Annotated in this window: 20 protein-coding genes and 1 tRNA gene; 9 read left to right on the forward strand and 12 right to left on the reverse strand. The window is 59.6% G+C overall.

Features of this window, described 5'->3' with window-relative positions; all coding sequences use genetic code 11:
• Window positions 1-69: 69 nt before the first annotated feature.
• From BDD14_RS21235 to lptE, 4 genes are all read right to left on the reverse strand, one after another.
• Window positions 70-957: a helix-turn-helix domain-containing protein gene (locus tag BDD14_RS21235; protein ID WP_130421010.1), complete on the reverse strand. Its 888-nt coding sequence runs from the start codon at window positions 955-957 to the stop codon at window positions 70-72.
• Between the two features lie 87 nt (window positions 958-1,044).
• Window positions 1,045-2,124 carry a sialidase family protein gene (locus BDD14_RS21240; protein ID WP_130421012.1) on the reverse strand — a complete coding sequence of 360 codons (1,080 nt, stop codon included), beginning with the start codon at window positions 2,122-2,124 and terminating at the stop codon, window positions 1,045-1,047.
• A 121-nt stretch (window positions 2,125-2,245) separates the two neighbouring features.
• Window positions 2,246-3,508, reverse strand: coding sequence for a DNA polymerase III subunit delta (holA, locus tag BDD14_RS21245; protein WP_130421014.1), 1,263 nt, complete (start codon window positions 3,506-3,508; stop codon window positions 2,246-2,248).
• Complete coding sequence (lptE, locus tag BDD14_RS21250; protein WP_130421016.1) at window positions 3,508-4,029, reverse strand: LPS assembly lipoprotein LptE; 522 nt, start codon at window positions 4,027-4,029, stop codon at window positions 3,508-3,510. Before lptE ends, holA begins: the two co-directional genes overlap by 1 nt.
• 111 nt (window positions 4,030-4,140) lie before the next feature.
• On the opposite strand from lptE, the gene BDD14_RS21255 reads away from it, so the two are divergent.
• Window positions 4,141-5,019 carry a manganese catalase family protein gene (locus BDD14_RS21255; RefSeq protein ID WP_130421018.1) on the forward strand — a complete coding sequence of 293 codons (879 nt, stop codon included), beginning with the start codon at window positions 4,141-4,143 and terminating at the stop codon, window positions 5,017-5,019.
• A 91-nt stretch (window positions 5,020-5,110) separates the two neighbouring features.
• On the opposite strand, the gene ftsH is transcribed toward BDD14_RS21255, so the two are convergent.
• From ftsH to BDD14_RS21275, 4 genes are all read right to left on the reverse strand, one after another.
• The gene (ftsH, locus tag BDD14_RS21260; RefSeq protein WP_130421020.1) at window positions 5,111-7,030 is read right to left on the reverse strand and encodes an ATP-dependent zinc metalloprotease FtsH; all 1,920 of its coding nucleotides are present in this window, start codon (window positions 7,028-7,030) and stop codon (window positions 5,111-5,113) included.
• A 416-nt stretch (window positions 7,031-7,446) separates the two neighbouring features.
• Entirely contained in the window at window positions 7,447-8,556 is a 1,110-nt protein-coding gene (gene tilS, locus BDD14_RS21265) for a tRNA lysidine(34) synthetase TilS (protein ID WP_130421022.1), read from the reverse strand.
• Between the two features lie 45 nt (window positions 8,557-8,601).
• A complete protein-coding gene (locus BDD14_RS21270; protein WP_165420185.1) occupies window positions 8,602-9,057 on the reverse strand; it encodes a carboxypeptidase-like regulatory domain-containing protein in 456 nt (151 codons plus the stop codon).
• Between the two features lie 94 nt (window positions 9,058-9,151).
• Window positions 9,152-10,933 (reverse strand): MutS-related protein, encoded by a 1,782-nt coding sequence (locus BDD14_RS21275; protein ID WP_130421026.1) that lies wholly within the window; start codon window positions 10,931-10,933, stop codon window positions 9,152-9,154.
• Between the two features lie 83 nt (window positions 10,934-11,016).
• Between BDD14_RS21275 and ispD the strand changes: the two genes are divergently transcribed.
• Window positions 11,017-11,733, forward strand: coding sequence for a 2-C-methyl-D-erythritol 4-phosphate cytidylyltransferase (gene ispD / locus BDD14_RS21280; RefSeq protein ID WP_130421028.1), 717 nt, complete (start codon window positions 11,017-11,019; stop codon window positions 11,731-11,733).
• Window positions 11,730-12,347: a 2-C-methyl-D-erythritol 2,4-cyclodiphosphate synthase gene (gene ispF, locus BDD14_RS21285; protein WP_130421030.1), complete on the forward strand. Its 618-nt coding sequence runs from the start codon at window positions 11,730-11,732 to the stop codon at window positions 12,345-12,347. The genes ispD and ispF overlap by 4 nt, the downstream gene beginning before the upstream one ends.
• Before the next feature lie 18 nt (window positions 12,348-12,365).
• Here the strand turns inward: ispF and BDD14_RS21290 are convergent, their stop codons facing one another.
• The gene (locus BDD14_RS21290) at window positions 12,366-13,034 is read right to left on the reverse strand and encodes an O-methyltransferase (RefSeq protein ID WP_130421032.1); all 669 of its coding nucleotides are present in this window, start codon (window positions 13,032-13,034) and stop codon (window positions 12,366-12,368) included.
• A gap of 289 nt (window positions 13,035-13,323) precedes the next feature.
• Between BDD14_RS21290 and BDD14_RS21295 the strand changes: the two genes are divergently transcribed.
• The 5 genes from BDD14_RS21295 (at window position 13,324) to BDD14_RS21315 (ending at window position 18,114) form a co-directional block, all read left to right on the forward strand.
• Entirely contained in the window at window positions 13,324-15,201 is a 1,878-nt protein-coding gene (locus tag BDD14_RS21295; protein WP_242618097.1) for a M14 family metallopeptidase, read from the forward strand.
• A 42-nt stretch (window positions 15,202-15,243) separates the two neighbouring features.
• Entirely contained in the window at window positions 15,244-16,551 is a 1,308-nt protein-coding gene (locus BDD14_RS21300; RefSeq protein WP_130421034.1) for a M24 family metallopeptidase, read from the forward strand.
• Window positions 16,552-16,634: 83 nt separating this feature from the next.
• Window positions 16,635-17,693 carry a class 1 fructose-bisphosphatase gene (fbp, locus tag BDD14_RS21305; protein WP_242618098.1) on the forward strand — a complete coding sequence of 353 codons (1,059 nt, stop codon included), beginning with the start codon at window positions 16,635-16,637 and terminating at the stop codon, window positions 17,691-17,693.
• A 71-nt stretch (window positions 17,694-17,764) separates the two neighbouring features.
• Complete coding sequence (locus tag BDD14_RS21310) at window positions 17,765-17,980, forward strand: hypothetical protein (RefSeq protein ID WP_242618099.1); 216 nt, start codon at window positions 17,765-17,767, stop codon at window positions 17,978-17,980.
• 58 nt (window positions 17,981-18,038) lie between these two features.
• Window positions 18,039-18,114: transfer RNA gene (locus BDD14_RS21315), tRNA-Ala, on the forward strand.
• A 121-nt stretch (window positions 18,115-18,235) separates the two neighbouring features.
• Here the strand turns inward: BDD14_RS21315 and BDD14_RS21320 are convergent.
• Window positions 18,236-21,925: a TonB-dependent receptor gene (locus BDD14_RS21320; protein WP_242618100.1), complete on the reverse strand. Its 3,690-nt coding sequence runs from the start codon at window positions 21,923-21,925 to the stop codon at window positions 18,236-18,238.
• A gap of 750 nt (window positions 21,926-22,675) precedes the next feature.
• On the opposite strand from BDD14_RS21320, the gene BDD14_RS21325 reads away from it, so the two are divergent.
• Window positions 22,676-23,917 carry an MFS transporter gene (locus BDD14_RS21325; protein ID WP_278045529.1) on the forward strand — a complete coding sequence of 414 codons (1,242 nt, stop codon included), beginning with the start codon at window positions 22,676-22,678 and terminating at the stop codon, window positions 23,915-23,917.
• A gap of 73 nt (window positions 23,918-23,990) precedes the next feature.
• On the opposite strand, the gene BDD14_RS21330 is transcribed toward BDD14_RS21325, so the two are convergent.
• Together BDD14_RS21330 and BDD14_RS21335 are read right to left on the reverse strand one after the other, a co-directional pair.
• Window positions 23,991-25,418, reverse strand: a complete 1,428-nt coding sequence (locus tag BDD14_RS21330) for an MFS transporter (RefSeq protein WP_130421044.1) — start codon at window positions 25,416-25,418, stop codon at window positions 23,991-23,993.
• A gap of 113 nt (window positions 25,419-25,531) precedes the next feature.
• Window positions 25,532-26,665, reverse strand: coding sequence for an iron-containing alcohol dehydrogenase (locus BDD14_RS21335; protein WP_242618101.1), 1,134 nt, complete (start codon window positions 26,663-26,665; stop codon window positions 25,532-25,534).
• Between the last annotated feature and the right edge of the window lie 110 nt (window positions 26,666-26,775).

The raw sequence follows: 26,775 nt of genomic DNA on the forward strand, positions 1-26,775 counted from the left end.
GAGTATCGAGATTTACGCGAAGATTTACGCGCACATTCAGACGGCAGAGAGCACAAACGGAGGGCGGGATCAGTCGGCGGCGAATTTGCGTCGAATGACATTGGGCGCAAGGCCTGTGGCGCGTCGGATGTGGCGAGCGAGGTGACTCTGGTGAGCGAAGCCGGTGGCGGCAGCGATCTCGGCCATGGTGAGGCTGTCCTGCGTGAGAAGGGACCTGGCACGCTCGATGCGGCGCTGTATGACGAACTGATGCACCGGCAGCCCCATGGCCTGACGGAAGAGCGGCTTGAGGTGGGAGGTACTGAGGCCGGCAACGGCGGCGATCTGGTCGAGCGAGAGGTCTTCGGCGAGCTGATCTTCGATGAAGGAGAGGACCTGTTTGAGCCGGCGACCGGAGAGGGTAGCGGGGGGCATACGCGAAGGCTGGGAGATGGAGCTGTGCTGTGCGAGCAGGCGGGAGGTCATCGCGGCGACGAGACCCTCGGTGTAGAGAGGGCCGGAGGGATGGCCGTCGTCGATCTCGCGATGAATAGCATTGGCGATGAGCTCGAGCTCGGGATCGCGAACCTGGAAGCGGTTGCGAATCTCGAGCCGTGAGGAGTCGTGACCGGCCTGCTGGGCGACGGAGTGGATGAGGGTTTGAGGAAGGCTGAGAAGAAGGTTGCGATCGTTATGATCGTGGGCGACCCAGCGGCTGGGAGTCCATGCGGGGATGATGTCGATGTCGCCGTGGACGGCGGTGCCGCTGTATTGCTTGCCATCGCGGCGGCAGGAGAGCCGGGCTGCCGGACCGATGTGAAAGCAGAGGATGGTCTTTTCGATGCCGGGAAGATCGAGCGAGCCGATGGGATCGAGGCGATGCTGGAGGATGACGCCGTGAGCAGTCTCCGCCTGAGAGAAGACCTGTGGGGTCTCCGGCGATACGATGCTTCTCCGAGGCTGCGATTTTGCAGGCACGGAGATAGTCTCTCAGGGTTCTGCGGCGGTGGGGAAGGGCGCTCATCCCAGATGGCGCGCAACTTTGGATGAACTCTGCCGCGTAGTTTAGTGAATGCTGGATAGTGGGATTCGCGCGAAGGAGATGCGCTTGCGGTTCCATGTGTAGGTCGCGTAGACGTTTGAATCCCGGCCCTGGATGATGGCGGGGTAGGAGTACTCCCCGGGCTCGTCTTCGAGGGTGTGGAACATGGTGAAGTGTTCGCCGTCCTTGCTTACGGCGAGGTTAAGCGGCGTGCGGCCTGAGATGGTGTTGTTGTAGATCAGGACGACGCGGCCATCGCGAAGACCGACGGCGTCGATTCCGGAGTTCGGGTTGGGCAGGTCGAGGGGATGGGCGTCGGTCCAGGTGATGCCGTCGTCGAAGGAGTCGGCGGCGCAGATGCGACCGATATCGCGGGTGGAGCGGGCGTAGAGGCGGAGGTGTTTTTTGCCGAGATGGACGACGGCGGGCTGGATGATTCCGGTTACATGCTCGGCGCCGGGCTTCAGAGGAGGTTCAGCTGGTGCCGGAGAGGGCTTGAGGCTGGCAGGCACGGTGATGGGGCCTGATCGGTGCCACGTCTTGCCGTCGTCGGTGCTGCGGTCGACCCAGACTGCCCAGGACGAGTAGCTCTCGACGGAGGTTCCGCTGACGATGGTTCCGTTGTCGAGGACGAGGGGCTTGTCTTTGATGGGGCCGAGGAGGCCGGCGGGGAGATGTTCGGGTGAGGACCATGTCTGGCCCTGATCGCTGCTGACGAGACGGGCGCCGGTCCACTCGCGCACGTTGCGGCCGTACTTGTAGTAGAGCCACAGTTTGCCATCGTGAGTCTCAAAGAGGACGGGATTCCAGCAGGGAACGTTGGGTTCGCGTACGAGCAGGAAGGGAGCGGACCAGCCGGAGGAGGTTCGACGGGAGCCCCAGATGGCCACGTCGGTGGCGCCTTCTTTTGCTCCGCCAAACCATGCGGCGAGGATGTCGCCGTTTTTCAACTGCACCAGAGTGGAGGCGTGCGCCGAGGGGAAGGGCGCGGTGGTGTAGACGAACTCTTTCGAGGCTGGCGATGTCTCGGCATGGAGGCGAGGAAGTGAGAGGGCGAGCAGGAGAAGAGGTAGATGCCAAGAGATCGGTTTGGGCTTGTGCATTGGAGAGAGTTTACGTGACGGGGTTGGGCGGCATTGGTCGATGGTCGTCCTTCGGACGATGTCCCACACATCAGAGTCGATGTGTGGGGCACCCGGCTCTTAGTGGTGGATTGAGTGGCCCTCAGAGTTCCATTGCGAACTGGTGGGAGGGTTCGTAGGCCGAGGGTTTGGGCTCGGTGGCGAGGTCGAGGATGAGGCGCTCGAGAACGAGGAGCTTATTGGCGGGTGAGCTGCGTAGCTCGAGGTCTGCGCGGGCGACCAGGCGCAGGGCGCGGGTGAGCTCGCGACGGGATTTGTAGCGGCGGGCCTGACGAATGAGATCTTCTGCGGCGAAGGGCGGCATGCGAAAGCCCTGCCAGAGCGCCTGCCAGATGGCGCGCGAGTCGCGGACGTTCTTTTCGAGGATGATGAGCATCTGTCGGAAGGTTCGGGCGAGCATGTAGAGGTGGCCGATGGCGGCGTCCTCGCCGCCGTCGGAGGCGTTGAGCAGACCGTGGAGAAGTGCGAGAGCGCGGGGGCGGTCCTTGGCGCTGATGGCGTCGGTGAGCTCGTAGAGGGAACGTTGCTTGGCGGCGAGGACCATGGTCTCGACGTCGCCGAGGGTGACTCGGTTGCGGGCGAGTGGCTCTGCCGGGGATTGATGTGGCGCGCCGGGGAGACTACTGAGATTCTCCCCCTTCGACTCGCTTTGCTCGCTCAGGGTCAGAATGACGCCATTAGAGGCTGGCGCGGAGACGTAGAGGAGGAGCTTTTCGAACTCACTGGAGATGAGCATCATGTCGGCTCCCAGGGAGTCGACAAGCTCGCGGGCGGCGTCGGGGTCGAAGCGGACGCCGCGGGATTCGGCGGTGTCGGTGACCCAACGGATGGCGTCGTTCTCGTCGACGCGGGCAAGCTCGACGGTGCCGCACCAGTCGCCGAGGGTCTCGCGGATGCGCTCGAAGCGCTCCTTGTCCTGGTAGTCCATGCGGCGGAGGTCGGTGGGGATGCGGATGTGGTCGGCGACGAAGAGAAGCAGCGCCTGCGGGTTGGGGGAGCGGAAGTAGGCCTCGATGGCGGCGAACTCTTCTTTTTTGGAGCCGCGACCGTAAAGAGTCTTGAGATTGCGGAGGAAGAGGACCTGGAAGGGCGCCATCAGCGACGGTGTCTGAGCACGGTCGAGGGCTTCGAAGATGCTTGTCTCGGCCAGGTCGAGATCGTGGAGGGCGAAGTCGCGAGCGCCTTCAGGGACGAGGGTGGAGAGGACGGCTCGGCGGCATCGGTCGTAGAGGAAGATCTCGTCGCCGATGAGGACGTAGCCGGCGCGGATGGACGGCGAGGCGGGCGAACTGATCTCCGCGATGAACCGGTCGGTGGAGGCGAAGCTTCGAAGGGCAGGGGCCATCAGAATGACTCCAGCATATCGCTGACGACGGTCTGGGCGAAGTCCCGTGACATGCGCGAGATGGCGGGGGAACCTTCCTGGATAAAGGTGTTGACGTCCTGAGTGGACTGATACTGTTCGCGGAATGTGATGGCATCGTTGCGATAAAGTACGGTACCGTCATGTGCTGTGAGGATGACCCGCGCGGTGACTGCGACTAGATAGCTGGAGGTCTGGCTGGAGGTGGAGTCGTAGGTGAGCGGGGTGATGATCTGGGTGAGGATGGTGCCGTGGAGAGTGGCATCGGCGTCGGGGGAGTCGGTGTTGAGGATGCGATAGCGGGAGCGGGTGTTGAGTTCGCGGATGACGGCCTGGGTAAAGGCCATCTCCGTGTGATAGGCCTGCGAACGAGTAGAAAAGATGGGAACGGCGAGGGTGCGAACGTTGGATGGGATGTGAGTGGCCGACCCTGCAGTGTGATAGCCGCAACCGGTGAGAAGAATGCTGAACAGGAGGAGAGTAGGTGCAGTGCGGAGCTTCATGCTGTTGGTTTCATTGTCGCATCTGAGCGAGGGCGAAAATGCTGAACGAGCACAGGAAATTCGGCATCGAACGGTTGGTACGCGGCACGTAAATCACCACAGAGGTTTCTTATGTGCCATCACGTAAAAAAACTGATGTACACCGTCAATATTGGCGAGCCGGACGTACGATTCGGAAACATGTTGCTGGAGCAGTTCGGCGGGGCAAATGGGGAGCTGGCAGCCGCAATGCAGTATACGATTCAGGGCTGGAACTGTATCGATGATCTCGGGCGGCGCGACCTGTTGCTGGATATCGGGACGGAGGAACTCAGTCATCTTGAGGTTGTCGGTGCGTTGATTCGAATGCACCTAGCGCCGTTGAAGACCAACCGGGAAGCTGCGGAGGCCGACCCGCTGATTACGATTGCAGGTGGAGGCGGTGTGGCTCTGTTTGACTCCATGGGAAATCCCTGGACCGCAACCTACCTGAAGATTACCGGTGAGATGGATGTGGATTTGCGCAGCAATATTGCTGCGGAGGCCAGGGCAAAGATCGTCTATGAACGTCTGATCGATCATACGGACGATCAGGGTTCGATCGATGCGCTGCAGTTTCTGATGACGCGGGAGATTACGCACATGAAGGCTTTCCAGGCAGCTCTGGAGAGCATCGAGAAACCGCAGTTCTCGATCGGGTTGCTCAAGCCGACGCCGGGAATTGTGGACGAGTACTTCAATGGCTCGACCGGAGATGGGGACGAGGGCGATACGGACATGCGTGGGTCGTGGACGACCTCGCATGGTTTGCATGTCGTCGATCCGAAGATGGACGCACCGGGAGGAGGACTCTCGGTACAGACGATCAACGGCAAGATCAACGGCGAGGAACGCGGCAAGCAGGACGAGGCGCAAAAGGCGACGACGTCTCCGGGCAACGAGGCGATCGGAAAGAAGTCTTCGGGCAAGGTGAAAGGCAACGGAAAGGCCGCGGCGAAACGGGCCCTTTAGGGGATGCCTACTCCCGAGTGGGCGACCACTGACGACAAAAAGAAGAGGCAGCCTCGACGGCTGCCTCTTCTTTTTGATGCTGGGTTATGAGTTATGCGGGGGAAGGCTGGCCCTCGTTGAAGCCAGGCTTGCGACCTGCTTCGGGCTTGAGAACCTTCTGGGCTTCTCCTCCCGGACCGGAATCCACACCTGCGAGCGCCGACTTCATGGGCGGGAGTTCTTTGCCTTCGATGATCAACTTGATCTCGACGGCGTCTAGGGTCTCGCGCTCAAGCAGGGCGCTGGCGAGCCTGTGCATGATGTCCTGGTTGGTGTTGAGCAGGTTGTAGGCGGACTGGTAAGCCGTGTCGACGAACTTGCGGACCTCGATGTCGATCTGCTTGGCCGTCTCCTCGGAGAAGTCGCGGTGCTGGGCGATCTCGCGGCCGAGGAAGATCTGCTCTTCCTTCTTGCCGTAAGTCATGGGACCGAGCCCGCTCATGCCGAACTCGCAGACCATCTTGCGGGCTAGCTCGGTGATGCGCTCGATGTCGTTGCCGGCCCCGGTAGTCATCTTGCCCAGGAAGATCTCTTCGGCGCAACGGCCTCCCATGAGGGTGGCGAGGCGGGTCTCGAGATATTCCTTGGTGACGGTGTGCTGGTCTTCCTCGGGGAGGTAGACGGTAACACCGAGAGCCATGCCGCGTGGGATGATGGTGACCTTGTGGAGCGGGTCGGAGTGCTCACGCAGCGCGGAGACGAGGGTGTGGCCGGCCTCGTGATAGGCGGTGACCTTCTTCTCCTGGTCGGTGAGGAGCATCGACTTGCGCTCGGCGCCCATCATTACCTTGTCCTTCGCCACTTCAAAGTCGAACATGTGGACCGACTTGCGGTTGTAGCGGGCAGCGGTGAGGGCGGCCTCGTTGACCATGTTGGCCAGGTCGGCTCCGGAGAAGCCCGGGGTTCCACGAGCGAGGACGTTCAGGTCGACGTCTTCGGCCATGGGGACCTTCTTGGAGTGGACCTTGAGGACCTCTTCGCGGCCACGGATGTCCGGACGGTCGACGACGACGCGACGGTCGAAGCGGCCGGGGCGGAGAAGGGCGGGGTCGAGAACGTCGGGCCGGTTGGTGGCTGCGACGAGAATGACTCCGTCGTTGGACTCGAAGCCGTCCATCTCGACAAGAAGCTGATTGAGGGTCTGCTCGCGCTCGTCGTGTCCACCGCCGAGGCCAGCGCCGCGGTGACGGCCGACTGCGTCGATCTCGTCGATGAAGATGATGCAGGGGGCATTCTTCTTGCCCTGCTCGAAGAGGTCGCGGACGCGTGAGGCGCCTACGCCTACGAACATCTCGACGAAGTCAGAGCCAGAGATGGAGAAGAAGGGAACGTTCGCTTCGCCGGCGACGGCGCGGGCGAGGAGGGTCTTGCCGGTTCCTGGAGGTCCGACGAGCAGAACACCCTTGGGGATGCGACCGCCGAGACGCTGGAACTTCTGGGCCTCGCGGAGGAACTCGATGATCTCCTTGAGCTCTTCCTTGGCCTCGTCAACACCGGCGACATCCTTGAAGGTGATCTTCTTCTGCTGCATGGAGAGCAGGCGGGCGCGCGATTTGCCGAAGCTCATCGCCTTGTTGCCGCCGGACTGCATCTGGCGAAGGAGGAAGAACCAGAGACCGAGGAGTAGAGCGAAGGGCGCGAGCTGGATGAGGAAGCCGAGCCACGCGTTCGAGTTCTGGTCCTTGATGCTGATGTTGACGCCGTGATCGCGCAGGGTCTTGTACATGTCCGGATAGTTGGCCGGAATGGTGGTGTGGAACTGGGTCTTATCGTCCTTCCAGTGCCCGGTTACGTCGGAGCCATTGACCATGACGTCGGCGACTTTGCCCTGGTCGGCGTCGTTAAGGAGCTGGGTAAGACTGATGTTTTTTTCCTGGCCGGCGCCTGTGCCCTTGACGACAAACTGCCACAGAAACACGAGGCAGGTGATCATGAAGACCCAGATCAGAATTTGTTTGACGGTCGAGTTCAAAGCGTGTTCCTCATTTTCCTGTCTGCATCACCGTGATACTTGGACGGCTTGTCAGACCCGGCCCCCTAAGAGGGCCAAAAGCCTTATAGAGAGCCTACATCGTTAGACGATAGCGGCGAAGGAAGGTTCTGTGGGTGGCCGGCTTCCGTTGCCCGGCACCGCAGTAACGGTCCTACCCCGTCAGATGGTTAAGATTCTACTCTTAGGGATAAGGATTCAGGGTGGGAAAGGTGGTTTTTCGCTGCAACTATGGGGCTACCGATTTTGCCCCCGTTTACCCGAAGAGAGATTGGGGGACCACAAGACGTGGGGAGACGAAAAGTCAGTCCTGTTCGAATTTTGCTCGATCCTTATTCCAACTGCACAGCAAAGACGGGACGCCGACTCGAATCACGAGCCGTATGAAAGGAATGGACTTAGGAGTCTTGCTCTGCTTTGGATTCGCAGGAAAGGCGAAGCTCGCGGGCGGATCGTTGGGCGCGAAGTCCCTTGGCCAGATGCACGGACGATCCTGAGCGTGAGGCGACGGTGGGCAAGGTGGCGAACCCGGCCAGGGCCAGGAGGCGGGTGGTGTCGTCGAAGCTGAGCCGGAAGCCAAGCTGACGGGCGGCGGCTCGGAGGACCCGACGGCGAAGGGCGGGGTCGAGGGAACGGAGGCGATCGAGCTCGATGCCGACCGAAGCGGTGCCGGGCGTAGTTGCGACGGCGCGTCCCCCTCCACGAACAGGTTTCCCGGGTAGGAGGAGCTGAGGGAGGAGTCGGGAGAGCTCGGCCTGCCAGCGGGACTCTTCCTCACGTGCCAGCTCGGCGAGATTGGCGAGGGTCTGGTCGATCGAGGGATTGAAGGTACGGAGCTGCGGGAGCAATTCATGCCGGACGCGGTTGCGGGTGAAGGCTGTGTCGGCGTTTGTGGAGTCGGTGCGCCAGGTTTGATTGCGCGATTGAAGGAAGGACTCGATCTGTGCGCGGGTGGTGGAGAGCAGAGGGCGAAGGACGCGGCCGGTGCGCGTGGGGGCCTGAGGTGCGGATACGGGGGTGTCGATAAGGAGGACGGGGTGAATGGCGGAGAGACCCTCGGTCCAGGCGCCGCGGAGGAGCTTCATGAGGACGGTCTCGGCCTGATCGTCGAGGGTGTGGGCGGTGAGGACGGAGTCGGCGTGGCCGGAGGCAATGAGGGTGCGGAAGAAAGCGTAGCGGACTTCGCGGGCAGCTTCCTCGAGGGTTTCGCGGTTCTGGGTGGCTCGAGCGGGGACGTCGGCGTGATGGATATGCAAGGGGACGTCGAGCTGGATGCAGAGGTCCTGGACGAAGGCGAGGTCGGCGTCGGATTCGACGGCATCGCGGATGCCGTGGTGGACATGGACAGCGGAGAGACCGATGCCGAGCGAGTCTCGGGTGGCCGCGTTGGCCTCGTGGATGGCAAGAAGAAGCGCGACGGAGTCCGCACCGCCCGAGACGGCCACGCAGATACGGTCTCCGGGGCGGATGTGTTCGCGATTGAAGGGAAGAGTCGGTGCTTGCGGCATCTGCCTAAGGGTAGATTTTATGCCACTTCCTCGAAGGGCTGTATCTCAGCGTGGGAGCCTCTTCAGGCTTTTCCTGTGAAGAGGTAATGGAGGGAGAGACTGAAGCGGAATCGTTGAGGAGAGCGAGGCATTCAGAATGGGGGCCGGCGGTATGTTCTCTTCAAAACATACCGAACAGCCGCCGCCGACCTGAAGGATGACTCGAAGCTGTTCCTCGGATGAGGAGGCCACGTGAATGGATAGTTCATATGGCCTGAAACCGAGGCTGGAGACCTTTAGAACATAGTCGCCGGGTTTTGTGTGGATTGAGAATTGTCCCTGGTCTGAAGCCGTCGTAGCGACGCTTGTTTCCACCGCCGTCAATTTGATTTCGGCGTTGGGAATTACTGCTCCTGATGTGTCCAATACGGTTCCGGAGATCGTCACCGATGGATCCGCAGTCGAATGGGTTTGGGCTTGGGCGGAAGGGATGCCTGCCATTAGCACCAGCAAGCCGCTCATGAGACATCTCCGCATTCTGCACCCGGTTCTCATCGAGAGTGAAATGAATATAGGTTTCCACTGAGGTAAAAGCAATGCTTTCTGACGTCTGATTTCAAACGTCGAGACCTATGAGGCGCATCAGTTCGACTCCGTTGCTGCGGGTGACGGGGCCGTTCCGGAGTTTGAAGTCGAACTTCATCTTGCCGTCCTCGATCTCGTCCTGAAAGTGCATGTTGTGGATTGAGTCGCCTTTGAGGGCGGTGAGGGCGAGGTCGTGAGTGCTGATGATGCCGATCGCATTGGTGCTGAGCAGCGCGTTGACGATGCCTTCGGCTCCGATGAGGCGATCGCGGGAGTTGGTTCCCTGAAGGAGCTCGTCGAGGAGAAAGAGGAGAGGCGGGTCCTGATCGGCGAGATCGTGGATGTGGCGAAGCCTGGTGATCTCCGCGTAGAAGCGGGAGCTGCCTTTCTGCAGGGAGTCGTTGACGAGGATGCTGGCACCGACGCGCAAAGGCGTGAGCTGAAGCGATCCGGCATGGACGGGGGCGCCAGCCATGGCGAGGACGGTGTTGATGCCTACCGCGCGCATGAGGGTGCTCTTGCCGGACATGTTGGAGCCGCTGATGAGGACAACTCTTTGTTGGTCGCCGAGGGCGATATCGTTACGGACGCAGCGTGAATCCGGAATAAGGGGGTGTCCGAGGGAGACCGCGTGGAAGGCAGGTTCGCCGGAGAGGAAGTCAGGAAAGGGATAGGCGGGATGTTCGTAGCTGTAGGTTGCAAGCGAGAGGAGGGCTTCCATCTCGCCGAGAGTGGCGAGCCACGCGATTACCGCCGAGCCGTATCGGTGGCGCCATGCGTCGGCGACGAAGGCGAGCTGGACGGAGTAAAGAAATGGAATGTCGAGCAGCCGCATGAGCGGATTTTCCAGTGACTGGATGTGCTGACAGATTGTGTCGAGGCGGGCAATGGCCTGGGATGCCGTCGACGAGGAAGTAGAAAGACGTTCCTTCAATGCAAGAAGTGCGGGGGCTGCAAATGGCTCTTGTTCCATGCGAGCAAGGAGGGAGGAGAGGAGCTGGAGATCATCCAGGGCGTGTTCCGTCTGATGGAGGATGGATTCGACCCTGGAGCGATGGAGAAGAACGAGGATGCCTTCGAAGAAGACAACCGTGAAGAAGGGAGCTTTGACTCCTGAGTCGATCCAGAAAGCAGCTGCCACGAGCATGAGAATCGTGAGCAGAAGAGCGAGCCAGCGGACGAACCGACTCTTTAGTTGCCTTGGAGACTGAGCCCATTGCGTGAGCTCCGCGGGATGAACTCCGGTCTGTAGGTTGTCGCTCAGAATTGCCATATCTTCGCGGTAGTCGATGCGGCTGCGAAGGTCGGCGAGGGAGGTGTGCCGTTCGAGGATTGCGGGCAGGGGAGATGGCTGGAGCAACCAACTGGCGAGGGTGTCCTCGCCCATACGAGTGCGGGCGACGGAGAGAAGCTGATAGAGGCTTCCGTGTCCGAAGAGATCGAGGTCTGCGGCGTAGAGATGGGTGGAGATGTCGAAGCGATCTCCGAGCTGGCCCATGCCTTGCCAACGATCTTCGATCCGCGCCAGACCGTGGCGGTAGAAGTCCACGGCGCGCTTCGCCAGAGATTGCCTCTGAAGAGTTTTCGAGTGAAAGACCGCAACGGCGATAAAGAGAACTAGAGGAACAAGAAGCCATCGCCCCGAAAAACTAGGGGTTCGGAGGTAGAAAAAGATGGCGGCAACTTCGAGCAGGACCAGCAGAAGGCGAAGATTGCCCAGCCGGATATGAATTGCTTCGAAGTGAGCGACCCGAAGCTCGCGTGCGCGTTGTCGCTGAAGGTATTCCTCAGATGGAAGAGTGGGATCCGGCACAGAGCCATTATTACCCGTTGGTGGAAGCTGGCGGAGCACTCCAAGGGGGAAGTCGCACCATAATCTTGTATACTTCGCAGGTTATGCGAGTTTTTGTCATTCTTCCCGCGGCGGGGATCGGCACACGAATGGCTGCCGGTTCTCATGCAGCCGCCCCGAAGCAGTTCTTGAGTGTTGGCGGCGTTCCGGTGCTGGTGCGCTCGGTAAAGGCGTTCCTCGATGTCCCGCGTGTGGATGCGGTGTGTGTTGCGGTGCGCGCCTCGGAACGGGAACGGGTTAAGGCTCAGATGGATGAGTATGAGCTGGGGGCGCGGGTTCACGTGGTTGAGGGCGGCGATTCGCGGCAGGAGTCCGTTGGCAATGCACTGGCGGCGCTGGAAAGCCATGAGGACGATATCGTTCTGGTGCATGATGCGGTGCGTCCACTGATCGATGTAGCGACGATCGAGCGGACCATCGATGCGGTAGAGCGGCATGGCGCTGCCATCGTGGGCCTGCCTGCAGTGGATACGATCAAGCAGGTAGAGCGGATGGCCGAGGGAGCGATCATTACGTCGACGATTCCACGAGAGAGAATTGTGCTGGCGCAGACTCCGCAGGGTGCGCGTGTAGGGCTGCTACGGAGGGCCTTTGCCGAGGCAGAGACCGATGGATTTGCGGGAACCGATGAGGCGAGCCTGCTGGAGCGAGCGGGAATCGAGGTGGCGGTGGTGCCGGGTTCGGCGAAGAATTTCAAGATTACGCAGCCGGGCGACATCGAACTGGCAGAGTTTTATCTGCAGCAGGCAGGTGCGCGATGAGCATGAGGATCGGGTACGGGTTCGACTCGCACGCATTCAAGCCGGGCGTTCCACTGGTCATAGGCGGACTGGCGATCGAGCACCCGGAGGGATTGGCCGGGCATTCGGACGGGGATGTGCTGCTGCACGCGATTACCGATGCGCTGCTGGGTGCAGTGTCTGCGGGGGATATCGGAACGTTTTTCCCGCCGAGCGATCCGCGATGGAAGGGCGCAGCCTCGCACATCTTTCTTCAGACGGCGCTGGAAGAGGTGGCGACGGCGGGATACAAGATCGTCAACGTGGATACGGTGCTGGTGATGGCGCAGCCCAAGATTGTTCCCATCGCCGGTGAGCTCCGGGAGCGTGTGGCTGAACTGTTGGGCGTAAAGCCCGGCGAGGTCGGGATCAAGGCCAAGACGCCGGAGGGGCTGAACCAGGATCATGTGGCGGTAGCTCATGCGACGGTGCTGCTGGAGAGCGTGAAGTTGGCGGATACTCCGGTACAGATGGTTACGACTGCTGAGGTCGACGACGACATTGACGAGGTGGTGAAGGGACTGGTGGGCGACTCGCGGGATATCTCGGCGTTGGGACGGAAGCGTCCTGCGTTCGATACGGACGACTTGACCTAGTTTGCCCGCGGCGAGAGTTCAGGCCTTCACGATGGCGAGCGCGAAGCCATCGTAACCTTTGACCCCGACGGTCTGGATGGCTGTGGCATCGAGGCGCGGGTGGTTGCCGAGGTTTTCGAGGAAGGTGCGTGTTCCGGCGACGCGAGGATCGGTGCTTGCCTCCTCCACGATGGATCCTTCACGGACGACGTTGTCGGCGAGTATGAGAGTGCCAGGTCGAGAGAGTTGGACGGCCCATTCCAGATAGTTGGGATTATTGGGCTTGTCGGCGTCGAGGAAGATGAAATCGAAGGGCGCGGGCTTTTCGGCGTGAAGCGCCGCGAGAGAATCAAGGGCAGGGCCGACGCGGATATCTACCAGCGAAGAGAGGCCTGCCCGTTGAATGTTGGAACTGGCTACGGCGGCATGTTTCGGTTCGAGCTCGAGGGTGACGAGTTGGCCGTTAGACGGAAGCGCACGGGCGAGCCAGATGGTGGAATAACCGCCGAGGGTACCTATCTCGAGAATGCGTCGCGCTCCCTGGACGCGGGCAAGAAGGTGGAGCAGTTTCCCCTGGCTGGGAGCAACGTCGATCGCGGGAAGACCGGCGCACGCGTTGGCCTCAAGAGCATCTTCGATGCGCTGATCCGGAGAGATGAGTGTATCTGCGAGGTAGCGGTCGACGGTGTTCCAAAGATTCTGATCCATAGATAAAACCAAGGATAGATTTTAGGAGATGCCGTGTACAGCCTCGGGCTGGATCGACGGTGTCGACGGTACGCTTGCGTGACAGCAAACGCCTCCCGTTGACACAGCAGGAAGGCGGTCTCCGTCGATATGTTCCAGGGTTCGTTCGATGGTTTAGCCATGATTCTCGCCGTGGCGCGATAGCCCAAACGGTTTATTCCAGGCCCACGCCTGCATGACAGAGGACGGTGGATGGCGAGGTGCTAGCGTGATGCATAGGGATTCCAGGCTGTGTGTAAGGGGAGTGGCAATGCGGATCGGCTTGAGTTTGTGGGCGATGATGGTCTTCAGTGGCGCGGTGTATGGACAGACGGTGGCCCAGCCTCGGCTGATGGACGCTCCGGCGACAGCGCCTTGCACGGTGCAGAACGAATGGGCTACCCCGGCGGAGAAGAGTTGCTACGCAACGACACCTGACTATGTCGGGACGATGGACTATTTGAGGCGTGTGGAGACGGCAGCTCCTCGCGAGGTGAAGATTGAGCCGTTTGGGAAGACGGGTGAGGGCCGCGAGCTGGATGTTGTGGTCGTCTCACGCGATGGAGTATTTGATCCGGTGGCGATTCATGCGGCGAAGCGCCCGGTGGTGCTGGTGCAGAACTCGATTCATGCGGGCGAGATGGATGGCAAGGATGCGTGTCTTGCGCTGCTGCGAGACATGGTGATTACAAAGTCGAAGGCGGCGCTGCTGGAGCGCGCGGTGTTTGTTTTTATCCCGATGTACAACGCCGATGGGCACGAACGCCGGGGTCGCTATAACCGCATCAATCAGGACGGCCCGGCGGAGATGGGGTGGCGCGGCAATGGGACGAATCTGAACCTGAACCGCGACTACTTGAAGGCGGATGCACCGGAGACCCGGGCGTTCCTGGCGATGTTCCATCGGTGGATGCCGGACTTCTTTGTCGACGATCATGTGACGGATGGCGCGGATTACCAATATGACGTGACTTTCACGATCGACGATGGGCCAAATGTTCCGGCGGGAACGGCAAAGTGGGTCGATGAGGTGGCTACGCCGTCGCTTGAGAGGTACGTGGATGCGCATGGACATCTGGCGTCGCCTACGTATATCAACCTTGTGAACGACAACGATCCTGCAGAGGGATTGGGATTCAACGACAATCCGCCGAGGTTTTCGACGGGCTACGTGATTCTTGAAGGCCGTCCGGGAATGCTGGTGGAGTTGCATATGCTGAAGGATTACCGGACGCGGGTGACGGGAAACTACGAGATTCTGGCTGGTCTCATGGAACTGGTCAACCGTGATGCGGATAAACTGCTGGCACTGAATGCGGCTGCGGATAAGGAAGCGGAAGCGACGGGATCGCATCCCCTGAGCAATATGAAGTATCCGTTGGCGCTGGCGTGGGGAGGGCAGACGACTCCGTTCCTGTTTCGGGGTTACAAATACACGCGAGAGCTGAGCGGGGTTTCGGGGGCGATGTGGGTGAGGTATACGCATGAGCTGTGGAATGTTTCGCTGCCAGCCCGGACGGGCTTCACGGTAGCAGCAGAGACGACGCCTCCCGCGGCTTATATCATTCCGGCGCAGTGGACGCAGGTGATCGATGCGCTAGCTGCTCATCAGGTGGCGATGACGCGCACGACGTCGGCATGGAGTGGAGTCGTGGAGACTTATCGCTGCGCGGGGATGGAGTGGCAGGGACCTCCGTTCGAAGGCAGGCATCCGACGTTCAACGGTGAGGCGCAGCACGATCCGGGTAAGTTCGGAAACTGTGTGCTGGTACAAGAACGGCTGAGTTTTCCGGCGGGTTCTGCGGTCGTGAAGCTGAATCAGCGTCTGTCGCGTGTGGCGATGGCATGGCTGGAGCCGGCGGCGCCCGATTCGGCGATGCAGTGGGGATTCTTCGATGCGATCTTTGAGCAGAAGGAATACGGCGAGGCCTACGTGCTGGAGGAACTGGCGCGAGAGATGATGGCGAAAGACCCGAAGCTGAAGGCGGAGTTCGAGCGGAAGGTGTCGAGCGATCCGGCGTTCGCGGCGAGTTCGTATGCGCGGCTGGAGTTTTTTTATGAACGCTCGCCGTGGTATGCCGCGAATCGGGTTGGTTTGTATCCCGTGGGACGGCTGGGAAGCCTGGACGGTGTTCCGGTGGAGCATTGATTCAATGCATGCGTGCCGAACATTATTGGTTACAATCCGCTCATGCCATCCAGACGAAGCTTTCTTCTCGCCGCATCCGCAGCAGCCGCAGCGCCGTCTTTAACGCTTCAGGCGCAGCGGCCATCCGGTTCTTCTGCTGAAATCAAGCAGCTTCCGCCGGCCATCGCGGCGCTTACGAGCCGTCGTTCCGAGGCTGTGCCGATCAGCCTCGAAGAGCGCGAGCACCGCATCGAGCGCGCTCGGGGGCTACTGGCGAAGAGCAGGCTGAATGCGCTGGTGATCTGCACGGGAACCTCGCTGGCCTACTTCACAGGTTTGCGGTGGGGGCAATCGGAACGCTTCTTTGCGTGGGTTCTTCCGGCGACGGGAAGTCCGTTTATTGTGTGCCCGGTCTTTGAGGAAGGGAGGGTGCGTGAGCGCATGGAGGCGACGCCGGCGACGTTACCGCAGGCGTCGGTAACGCGGGTCTATACGTGGAATGAAGATGAGAGTCCTTACGCGCTGCTGGCGAAGGCTTTGAAGGATGCGGGCATCACTACAGGCAAGATTGGAGTCGAGGAGCGCACACAGTTTGCCTTTTCGGACGGCATTGCCCATGCCAGTCCTACTCTGACTGCCGTCAGTGGAACCCCGGTTACGGCTGGTTGCCGCGCCGTCAAATCCCCCGCCGAACTGGCGCTGATGAGGCTGGCTAATGACAACACCTTGAAGGTGTACGAGGCGGCGTGGAAGTCGCTTGAACCGGGGATGACGAACCGCCATGTCTCCGACCTGATCAGTGCGGCTTACGAGCGCACGGGATTTCCGGGATTCGCTTCGTGCCAGGTGGCGGAGTACACGGCGCTTCCGCATGGCTCATTGCAGCCACAGGTGATTCGCGAGGGGCAGATCATCCTGTTGGATGACGGGTGTGTGGTGGAGGGGTATCAGTCTGATATCTCGAGGTCGTTTGTGCTGGGCAAGGCAACGGATAAACAGAAGCAGGTTTTCGATGTTGTCCACAAGGCACAGGCTGCAGCACTCGCGGCGGGGAAGGCTGGTGCTGCCTGCCATGCTGTGGACGATGCTGCTCGCAAAGTGATCACGGACGCGGGCTTTGGTCCCGGCTATAAACATTTCACACATCGGCTGGGCCACGGAATCGGCATGGACGGACATGAATGGCCGTACCTGGTAAAGGGGAACGATCTGCCGCTTGAATCGGGCATGACCTTTTCTGACGAGCCGGGTATCTACATCGTAGGTGAGTTCGGAATTCGACTTGAGGACGATTGGGTGGTTACTCCCAGCGGCGGTGAGATGTTTACCCCGCAAAGTCCTTCACTTGAAGAGCCTTTTGCCAAAGCCTAGGCGTGATGGATAGAAATGGTCGATCCTACGCCATGCTGGATGGAATATCGTACAGATGATAGCTTCGATACTTGGCGGACCCTATGGGCGACGCTGTAGCGCGGCTATTAACCGAGGTGGACAGTATGGCAATGATTACGACAGTACAGCAGCATATTCTGCAGCAGCAGCAGGAGTTGTTAAAGTCAACCGGCCGCGAGGCGTCTGGAACTTTTAGCTGGTTGCTGAGCGGAATTACGCTGGCCACCAAAATGATTGAGGCGAAAATTCGATCTGCCGGTCTGAGCGATGTGCTGGGTGCCGTCGGCGTGGAGAATGTCCAGGGCGAGCAACAGCAGAAGCTGGATGTGTATGCGAATCAGGCGATGCTGCATTGTCTGGGGCTAAGGGATAGTGTGGCGGCGCTGGTAAGCGAAGAAGATGAGGAGCCGGTTACGTTCAACCGCGATGCGGAGACGGGCAAGTACATCCTGGTCTTCGATCCTCTGGATGGTTCGAGCAATATCGATGTCAATGTGAATGTCGGGACGATCTTCAGCGTGCTGCGGCGCATGCCCGCGGAACTCGGAACGCTGGAAGAGTCGATTCTGCAGCCGGGGTTTCGTCAGGTAGCTGCGGGGTATGTGGTTTACGGGCCTTCGACGGTGCTGGTGTACACGACCGGAAACGGGGTTCATGGATTCACGCTTGATCCGAAGATCGGTGCGTTCGTGTTGAGTAACGAACGGATGCAGATGCCGGAGCAGGGAATCTATTACTCGGTGAACGAGGCGAATGCAGCCGGTTGGCCGGAGGGGTATCGTTCCTATGTGACGATGTTGCGCGAAGGCGGGTTGGGGAAGACCTATAGCTCTCGTTATATCGGAAGCCTGGTGGCGGACTTCCACCGTACGCTGCTGAAGGGAGGAGTCTTTCTCTATCCTCCTACGGAGAAGCAGTCCAAGGGCAAGCTACGCCTTTTGTATGAGGCCAACCCGTTGGCCTTTATTGCGGAACAGGGGGGGGGAGTCGCTACCAATGGAGCAGAACGCATCCTGGAGATAAGGCCGACGGGAATTCATCAACGAACGCCGTTCTGCGTTGGGGGGCGCCGTGAGATGGAAGCTCTACAGAGTGCATTGACCGGGGTGCTGACAGCGTGAGTTTCTCGAGCGTAGTCGTGGATATCCGAGAAGAAGGTCGGAGTTCGGGGAAGCAGCGCTGGCAGCTTTTGTTGGAGAAGACCGAGTTTTCAGCAGGGGATACAGGAGTGCTCGAAGCGATTGCACGAAGTGGTACGCGGCTTTTGATACCTGTTTTGGGAGTGATCCATGTGCAGGAACAGAACTGGCTGCAGGTGGAAAAACCGTTGATGGCAGGAACCGCCGTGACGGGTTATGTTGAACGGAGAGATCGTACAATCCGGTTTGAGGGGACGTCTGCTTCCTGATACACTTGATGAGTTATTGCGGCAGACAACTTCTGTGAAGCAATAGGTAAGTCACCTTGGGGCTGTAGCTCAGCTGGGAGAGCGCCTCGTTCGCAACGAGGAGGTCAGCGGTTCGATCCCGCTCAGCTCCACCATAGAATCGTAATTTGCGGCATGTGTAGCGAATCTAGCAGTACGTCTGTGTTGTGACCCTCTGTTTACTCCTAAAATCACTGTACTTTTTTCGAGTTCAGTCCCGGCAAGGGAAGGGTAGCCTTAGAACGACACTCGGGCTCCGAACTGGAACTGCCGCGGATCGCTGGCCGCCGTCTGCTGCCCCGCCTGCGTGTACAGCAGGTTCACGTCCAGCACGTTGTTCTTGTTGATCAGGTTGAATCCATCGGCCATCAGCTGCAGCGAGGCCTTCTCCCCGAAGCTGATCGACTTCGCAATCCGCAGGTCCGTGTACACCACGTAAGGCTTCACGCCCACATTGCGCGCAAAGTTGCCGTTATAAGCCGACGCTGGCGACCCCGCCGGAACGTCCGCGTAGCACGGCAGGTTGAACGCCCCCGTCGGCGAGTACTTACTCAGCACCGGCGAGGTCCCGCAGCTTGTCGGCCCGCTGCCGGGAGCTACCGCATTCGGCCGGTCCGTCAGCGGGTTGAAGTCGAAGTTCGTGTCCGAGCCCGTCAATATATTGAACGGACGCCCCGAGGCCAGCTCGATGATCGGGGCAACCGTGATGAAGCTCAGCAGCGCCGACCGCAGCCCGTGGCCCTGCTTGCCCGAGTTGTACACGCCCGAGAGCACAAAGCGGTGCCTCTGGTCGAAGGTCGACTTCGACCTCTCCGCGTTGGCCGCGAAGTTGTTCTGCGGCGCGTCCGAGTTCGACACCACGTCCGTCGAATCGTCGATGGCGTGCGACCACGTGTAGCTGCCCAGGAACTCGTACCTCTCCGAGAAGCGCTTCCGAACATTCACGCTCAGACCGTTGTAGTTCGAGGTGCCGTTGGTGCGGTTGGGCGTCATGTCGCCGAAGGGCACCGGAACCCCCACGCCCAGCCTGTACGCCGTTACCAGCTGCTGCGCCAGTCCAACGCAAGCCCCGGCTCCCTGCGCGGTGAAGAACGGCGCCAGCGAGGTGTTCACGCCCGATTGCCGGAAGAAGTTCAATAGCGGAGGAGCGACGTAAGGTCCGCCCGGCCCCGAGCCGCAGGGGATCGTTCCGCTCGCCGTCGCTACCGTCAGCGGGTTCGACCGCGGCCCCGCCACCGCCGTCACCGGTGTTCCCGGACGCACCGCCGCCGTGCCCGCGTTCACCGCCGCCACCGCCGCGCGCCAGTTCGCCACCAGCAGCGTCGGGTTCACCGCGTTCGCGTTGATCGGCCGGTTCAGGTGCCGCCCGCCGGTCGAGTTGTACGCGATGTTCAGCGAGATGTTATGCCCCATGTCCTGCTCGATGCCGAAGGAGATCTGCTGCACGTACGGCGTCGCATAGTTCAGGTCCGCAGGCAGCCCCGAGGGCAGGATCGCCAGCGGGAACCCCGCCGCGAGATAGTTCTGGTTGATGAAGATCGAGTTGGTATTGTTGGCGTCGAACCTCTGCTGCGAGGCCTGGTAGTTCAAGCTCGCCACGGGAAGGCAGTTCGCGTTCGCCAGCGTCCCCTGAAAGGTGTTGGTCGCATTCAGATTCAGCGGGCTCACCGTGCTCGCCCCCGTGCACGGCGCGCCTCCGGCAAGGATCGTCAGCGGCACCGTCGTCGAGTTGAAGATACTCGACTGCGCCTCGAGATTGCCCGGCGCGCGGTCGTAGAACAACCCATAGTTCGCCCGCAGCACCGTCTTCGAGTCGCCAAAGACATCGAAGGCAAGGCCCACGCGCGGAGCCACGTTCTTCGTCTGCAGCTTGATCCCCTCGCGCAGCCCGTAGGCGCGCTCCGCCGCGTTGGTGCTGGCGTTCAGCGCCTGCTGCGTGGGGAACGCCTCCAGGTCGTAGCGCACACCGGCGTTCAACGTCACCCGTCGCGTGATGCGCCAGCTGTCTTCGGCGAACGCGCCCAGCACCTTGAGGTTGTAGCGGAACTGCGTCAGCCCGATGCCCTGCGCGAACGACTGCGGAACGCCGAGCCCATACGCCTGGATCGGCGAAAAGCCCGGAAGCCCGGCCAGCGCCGGTGAGATGTCCGTGGCGTTGAGCGCGCCGAAGGAGTAGTTGCCGCCGCCGTAGAGCTGGCCCTGCTTGATGTCGATGGGAATATAGCGCAGGTCGACGCCAAACTTGAAGGTGTGGCTTCCCCGCGTGTAGGTGAAATAGTCCATCAACTGGAACTGGTTCTCGATGCGGTCGACGACAGAGAACGGAGTCTTGCCGAAGTAGGCGAAGCCGGGGATGTTGACCGCGACGCCCGTTCCTCCTGGCGCGCTCGACGGCGCGAAGAGCACGGGGTGCCGCGCGTACTGGAAGCGCAGCTCGTTCACCTTGTTGTCGCTCAGCAAGTAGGTGTGCTGGCCGACGATGGCGACGTCGTGGATGCTCGAGGACGCCGTGCGCGAGAACGAGTTCTCGCCCAGGTTCTGATTGGCCGCGCTCTCCTGGATGCCGGTCACGTAGCTCGGGCTCACCGCCGCGCGCAGCATCAGCTGCTGCCTGTCCGTCAACTTGTGATCGAGCCTTAGCGAGTAGACCTCCGTCTTCTCCGTGACGGGGAAGTTGCCGATCAGCGAGTTCAGCGGCGTGTACGATCCCGGCGTCGCCTGCCCCGAGGTGACGAAGCGATTGGTGCCGATGGTCGGCGCAAGAAACGCCGGGTTTCGTCCGGTCAGCGCCAGCGACGAGCTCGAACCCACAAGCGCAACATACTGCTGAATTCCGGGAGTCGCCGCCGGAGCCGCGCTTAGAAAGGCCTGCTGCGCCGTGGTCCCCTGCACGATCAGCGAGCCCGCGGGCGCGCCGTAGAATCTGCTGACGTCGATGTTCGTCAGGCCGAAGTTGCCGCGGCCGATCTGCGAGAAGCCCGACTCCTGCCGCCGCGTGATCTCAGTGGAAAAGAAGTAAAATGTGCGGTTCTTCTTGAGCGCGCCGCCGAAGCTGAAGCCAGCCTGCACGCGCGTGTACGCCGGCTGATAGACCGTCGAAAAAGGGTTCGTCGCCTGGATGTAGCGGTTGCGAAGGAAGCCAAAGGCGCTGCCGTGCGTGGCATTTGTGCCTGTTTTGGTCACAATATTCACCACGCCACCGGCAGCGCGTCCGTACTGCGCCGAAAAACCGTTGGTGATGATCTGGAACTCCTGCACGGCGTCCTGCGAGACCGTGGTGCGCGCGCCGCCGGAGATATAGTCGCCTGCATCGGCGCCATCGACGTTGATCGAGTTCGAGCGCGCGCGGATGCCGCCGAAGTTGAGCCCAGTGGTCGGAATCGCGCCAATCGGTGGCGCGGCATCGCGCGCGATCTGCGAGTTGGTCAGCGTGAAGTTGATGTAGTTGCGGCCGTTGATGGGCAGGTTGTTGATGCGCTGCTGGTCGACCGTCGTGGCCTGCGAGCTGCGCTGCGTCTCGATCAGCTCGGCGTTGGACTGCACGATAATGCTCACGCGCGCTTCTCCCAGCGGCAGCGTGATGGCAAGCTCAACCGACTGGCCGACGGTCAGCACCACGTTGCTCTCAGTGATGGCATTGAATCCTGGCGCCGCCGCCGTCACGGCGTACGTGCCCGGAGGCAGCAGAAGGAAATGGTAGCCGCCCTGGCCATCGGTGGTCGTGCTGCGGCTGAAGCCCTTCGAGGGATCATCGATCTTCACGCTCGCATTAGGAACCACAGCGCCGGTATGGTCGTGCACCGTGCCGCTGAGCTGCGCCGTAGAGACCGTTTGCGAAAACGCCGTCAGACCCACCATCAAGGGAGGAAGAAGGAGAAGAGCGGCAAGTAGCTTCGGTGAGAGCAGCCGCAGCAGAGACGTAGTCATAGCGCAACCTCGATGTCGCGCACCGCGGGCCATCCAGGAGATGCAGACAGGCAGCCGCGCGGCGGTGAAACGTTCAGCCGCGATGTTCTACATGAATGACCATTCAGTGTGCAAGAGGCAAGACGAAAGATCTCTCAGGTAGTGCCGTCATCGGTTCGGAACGTTTACCCAAAGCGGGCCTTCGAGTCACCCCGGGAACGCGACGCCGCAGGCACCGGATATCGCCCGCAATTCGCACGTTCCCGCGATCATTTCATGACCTAGCTCGTGAAGTTGTTCACTCAATCGGAGTCTCTTTGGCGCCGGCAGCTAGCGAAATGCTCGGTAAGACTCGCTATGCGGAACTCCGTGTGGCTAGGGCCGTCCGATTACGTCCCTAAGCGCTTACGGAGGTCGCCTGAGCAATTGGAAGACATCCTGATTGATGTATAAATGGCATACCTATGGAAGGAACCACTCGGATGCTAAGAACCTGCATGTTATCAGGACAATTGGAACGCCTTCTAAATCTGATTATCGACATCGATGATCGCCACAGTACAGGCGACAGGCCGTCGACCGTATATTTTCGCGGGACGCGCGCACCGGACCTGTCGGATGATTGAATCGATCCTAAAATTGATTTGGCGGAGTTGAGCGGCATATGGAAGACGTTGAGATGGTCCTAAATGGAGACGCGATTTAGCGATAAAAATGAGATGGGGCAAGTACAACGGTGAGGATTAGGAAGAGGAATTGATGAAACTGCAGATGAGAACGCGCCTCAGTGCGATGATGTTTCTGGAATATTTCATCTGGGGGGCCTGGTACGTCACTTTGGGAACCTGGCTTTCGGGGCCACTCCATTTCAGTGGGCAGCAGATTGGTCTTGCGGCGGGAGCTACGGCTGTAGGGGCTATTCTTGCTCCATTCTTTGTCGGGTTGATCGCAGACAGGCTATTCGCTACGCAGAAAGTCCTTGCGTTATTACATTTGCTGGGTGCGGCATTGTTGTTTGCTGCATCTTCGCAGACATCTTTCGCGATCTTCTATTCGCTGCTCCTCCTATATTGCCTTTGCTTTATGCCGACGCTGGCGCTTACAAATTCGCTTGCATTCCGGCAGATGAGTGACCCGACGGAGGAGTTTGGTGCAATTCGTGTACTCGGTACCGCCGGTTGGATTGTTGCGGGTCTCCTGATTGGCTCGATGAAGGTTGAAGCGACAGCGATGCCGATGAAACTCGCGGCACTGTCCTCGCTGATCATGGGTTTGTACTGTCTGACGTTGCCCTCAACACCGCCTCTTGGTCGCACCGATCGGATGTCTGTAGGTGACATCTTTCCCCGCGAGGCAATTGCTTTGATCAAAGAACGTTCCATGTTGATCTTCGTCATTGCCTCGTTCTTGATCTGCATTCCGTTGCAGTTCTACTACGCCTTTACCAATCTTTTTCTGAATCAGGTAGGAGTTCAGAATGCAGCCGGCAAGATGACCGGCGGCCAGATGTCCGAGCTGCTTGGGATGGTGCTGATCCCTTTGTTTTTTCGAAGATTGGGTGTGAAGTACATGCTGGTGGCGGGGATGGCCGCATGGGTGCTTCGATATTTATTCTTCGCCTATGGCAATGCTGGGAGTGGCATGTGGATGTTTTGGGGAGGCATTCTTCTGCATGGCATTTGCTATGATTTCTTCTTCGTAACGGGACAGATTTATATCGACCAGAAGGCTAATGTCGGATTGCGTGCCGCTGCGCAGGGCCTCATTACCTTCATCACTTATGGATTGGGGATGTTCGTCGGCGCGTGGCTCTCTGGTTTCGTAGTGGAACACTATGCTCTCGCGGCCGCACGGGGATCAGCTACCTACGAATGGAGATCCATATGGCTGTTCTCGAGCATCATATCCGCCTTCGTATTGCTTTTCTTCCTCTTTTCCTTCTCCGAGAAAAAGAGGCAAGTCAAGCTTTCCGAGCAAGACGAAGCGCAACTGGACCGCGCAGTACCCCAATAGGTTTCGGTTCACAGATGCATCCTCGCTGGCTTAGCAAACCTGATGAAGTTCAGCCTCGATCTGCTGCTCCCGATTAGACGTGGTCGGCCTGGAGCTCTGAATGGCGGTGACCGCTGGCGACAGCTCCAGCCGATGGGTCGAGACCGAGGCTATCGAAAACAGGCGCGAGCGAGAGCAGGGAGATGAGGAAGATGGCGAGGTGGAAGTCGCGCAGCTGGGGTAAGGCTGCAGAGTGACCGTGAGCGTGGGCGACGAGGCGCAGGGTTACTGCTCCGACCGCGACTCCCATGCCCATCGAAAGCTGCATGACAGCTGAGAGAAAACCGTTGGCGCGCGACATGCGCTCGGGCGGTATTTCCGTGTAAGCAAGAGTGGTCATGCAGGTGAATTCGAGCGAACGGCACGCTCCATGGAATGCGAGTATGGCAACGATGATTACCGGATGCGTTGAGGGGCTGAGGGTCGCACATAAGGCGATTGAACCGGCAGTAATAACGCCGTTGACGATGAGGATACGGCGGAATCCGAAACGGCGAAGAATCCGTATGACGAAGGATTTCATACTGAGATCGCCTGCGAAGAGCGCAAGCAGGTAGAGGCCGGAGATAAATGCGTTCATTCCGAATGCGATTTGGAACATGAGCGGCAGGAGGAACGGTAGGACAGCCACCGAGATGCGGAAGCCGCTGGCACCGAAGATCGAAAGGGAGTAGGACTTCAGCTTGAGAGATTCAAGGTCGATCAGAGAAGTAGCCGGCCTCCGATACGCGCAGACGATTGCGAAGATTGCACTGAGAGCACTGAACGCGAAGAGGATGACGGAAGACTGCCAGTGAGCGCCGTCTCCCCCGAGTTTTTCCATGGCATAAACGGCACAGGTGGAAGCGATACCCGCCCATATGAAGGTTAGCCAGTCAAACGCATGTAGCTCGTCTGTGCGGAAGTTCGGCACCCATGCCATGGTAAGAATGAGGGCGATGATGCCGAGTGGAAGATTGAGAAAGAAGATCCAATGCCAGCTCGCGAAGGTCGTAATAAAGCCGCCAAGTGGTGGTCCAACGACGAGCGCTGTTAGTCCCGGCCAGGTGATGTAGAGGATGGCCTGGGTGAGATTTTCCTTGGCGGTGCTGCGCAAGACGATAAGGCGGCCTACAGGGACCATCATGGCTCCGCCTATGCCCTGCAGAATGCGCATGAAAGTGAACTGCGTGAGGGTATGTGATGCTCCACAGAGCACTGACGCTATAGTGAAGATGGCGATGGCGGAGGCGAAGACGGAACGTGAGCCGAAGCGGTCGGCGACCCAGCCGCTGATGGGAATGAAGACTGCCAAGGTGATAAGGTAGGCCGTCATACCGATGTTGAGACGAACGGCGCTGACGTGGAGACTGCGTGCCATCTGTGGAAGGGCTGTGGCAATGATCGTTCCGTCTAAATTCTCCATGAAGAAAGACCCCGCAACGAGCGTGGTGACGAAGAGGGGAGAGCGAGTGGTGCGCATGGGACTAGTTTAAACGACCTTGCGGTCTCGCAAAAAACGGGTGATCTTTGAGGTCTTCGGAACAACCTGTTTAGATCAACCTTTCAGTTCTCTTCTTGGCGTATAGCCACCAGCTAATTCCATATTTCCCGATATAGCTGCTCGATTTCAGCCGCAGTCGGCACTCGTGGATTGTTCTGCGGCGAACCGGAGGCCAGCGCCTGGGCTGCCATCGTCGGTAGGACCTCAAAGAATCGGTCTTCAGATATGCCGTACTTTTTGGGGGAAGGTACTTGCAGTTCGGCGTTTCTGTTGAAGAGGGCTTCCACAAATCGGTCAAGAGTTTTTATGGGCGAATCGGCTGGAGCGGCGATGCCCATGACGCGGGCGCAGTCAGCATAACGATGGGGGGCTGATTGTATAGAGAACCCGGTGACTGCGGGCAGCAGCATAGCGTTCGACAGGCCATGTGGAACGTGGAAGAAGGCGCCGAGAGGACGGCTCATGCCATGTACCAAAGCTACACTCGAGTTGGAAAATGCTATACCCGCCTGTGTGGCTGCCAACATCATGGCTTCCCGTGCTCCATGATTCCCCGGTTCATGAAACGCTACCGGCAGCTGTTCCCAGATGGTTTTCATGGCTGTAAGCGCGAAGGCATCTGCGAAGCGATTTGCTTTGCGACTAACATAAGCCTCAATAGCATGGGTGAGGGAGTCTGTTCCGGTATCCGCAGTTAAGCGAGCTGGCATCGAAAGGGTAAGCTCATAGTCGATTACGGCGGCTGAGGGTAAGAGCGCTCCCCCTGCGATCAGCATTTTCTCGTCATTTGCTGAGTCGGTAATGACTGTGAAGCGAGTAACTTCAGATCCAGTGCCCGCCGTTGTCGGAATTGCTACATGAACGGGGCCAGCCTTTGGAATGAGGTTCGGGACTTTGTAATCACGGCAACGACCGCTGTTCGCGACCAACATGCCGATGGCTTTTGCCGTGTCAATTGAGCTTCCTCCGCCAAAACTTACAAGGCTGTCGTGACCTCCGGCTTGAAAGACACGAACGGCCGCATCTACGGCTTCGGTCGTTGGATCAGAGACCGTTTCGGAGAAGATCGCGCAGTCCATTCCGGATTGCTGAACCATATTCTGCAGCCGCGTTGGGAGGCCCTGGCTCATGAGGAAAGCGTCGGTCACAATCAGCGGATGCTGACAAAACAGCTGCTTGAGAAGGGACGGGATCTCAGCAAAGGAGCCACCCCCGATCTTGATCATGGATGGGATTTCAATTTCTATCGGCATATTCGTTAAGACTCGCGTCTGGCTTTGACTTGCGACGGCAAGTATATGGGAGTGAAACCAAAGTTTCTGTACTGATGGCGTCC

It is taken from the genome of Edaphobacter modestus (assembly GCF_004217555.1).
Taxonomy (GTDB): Bacteria; Acidobacteriota; Terriglobia; order Terriglobales; family Acidobacteriaceae; genus Edaphobacter; species Edaphobacter modestus.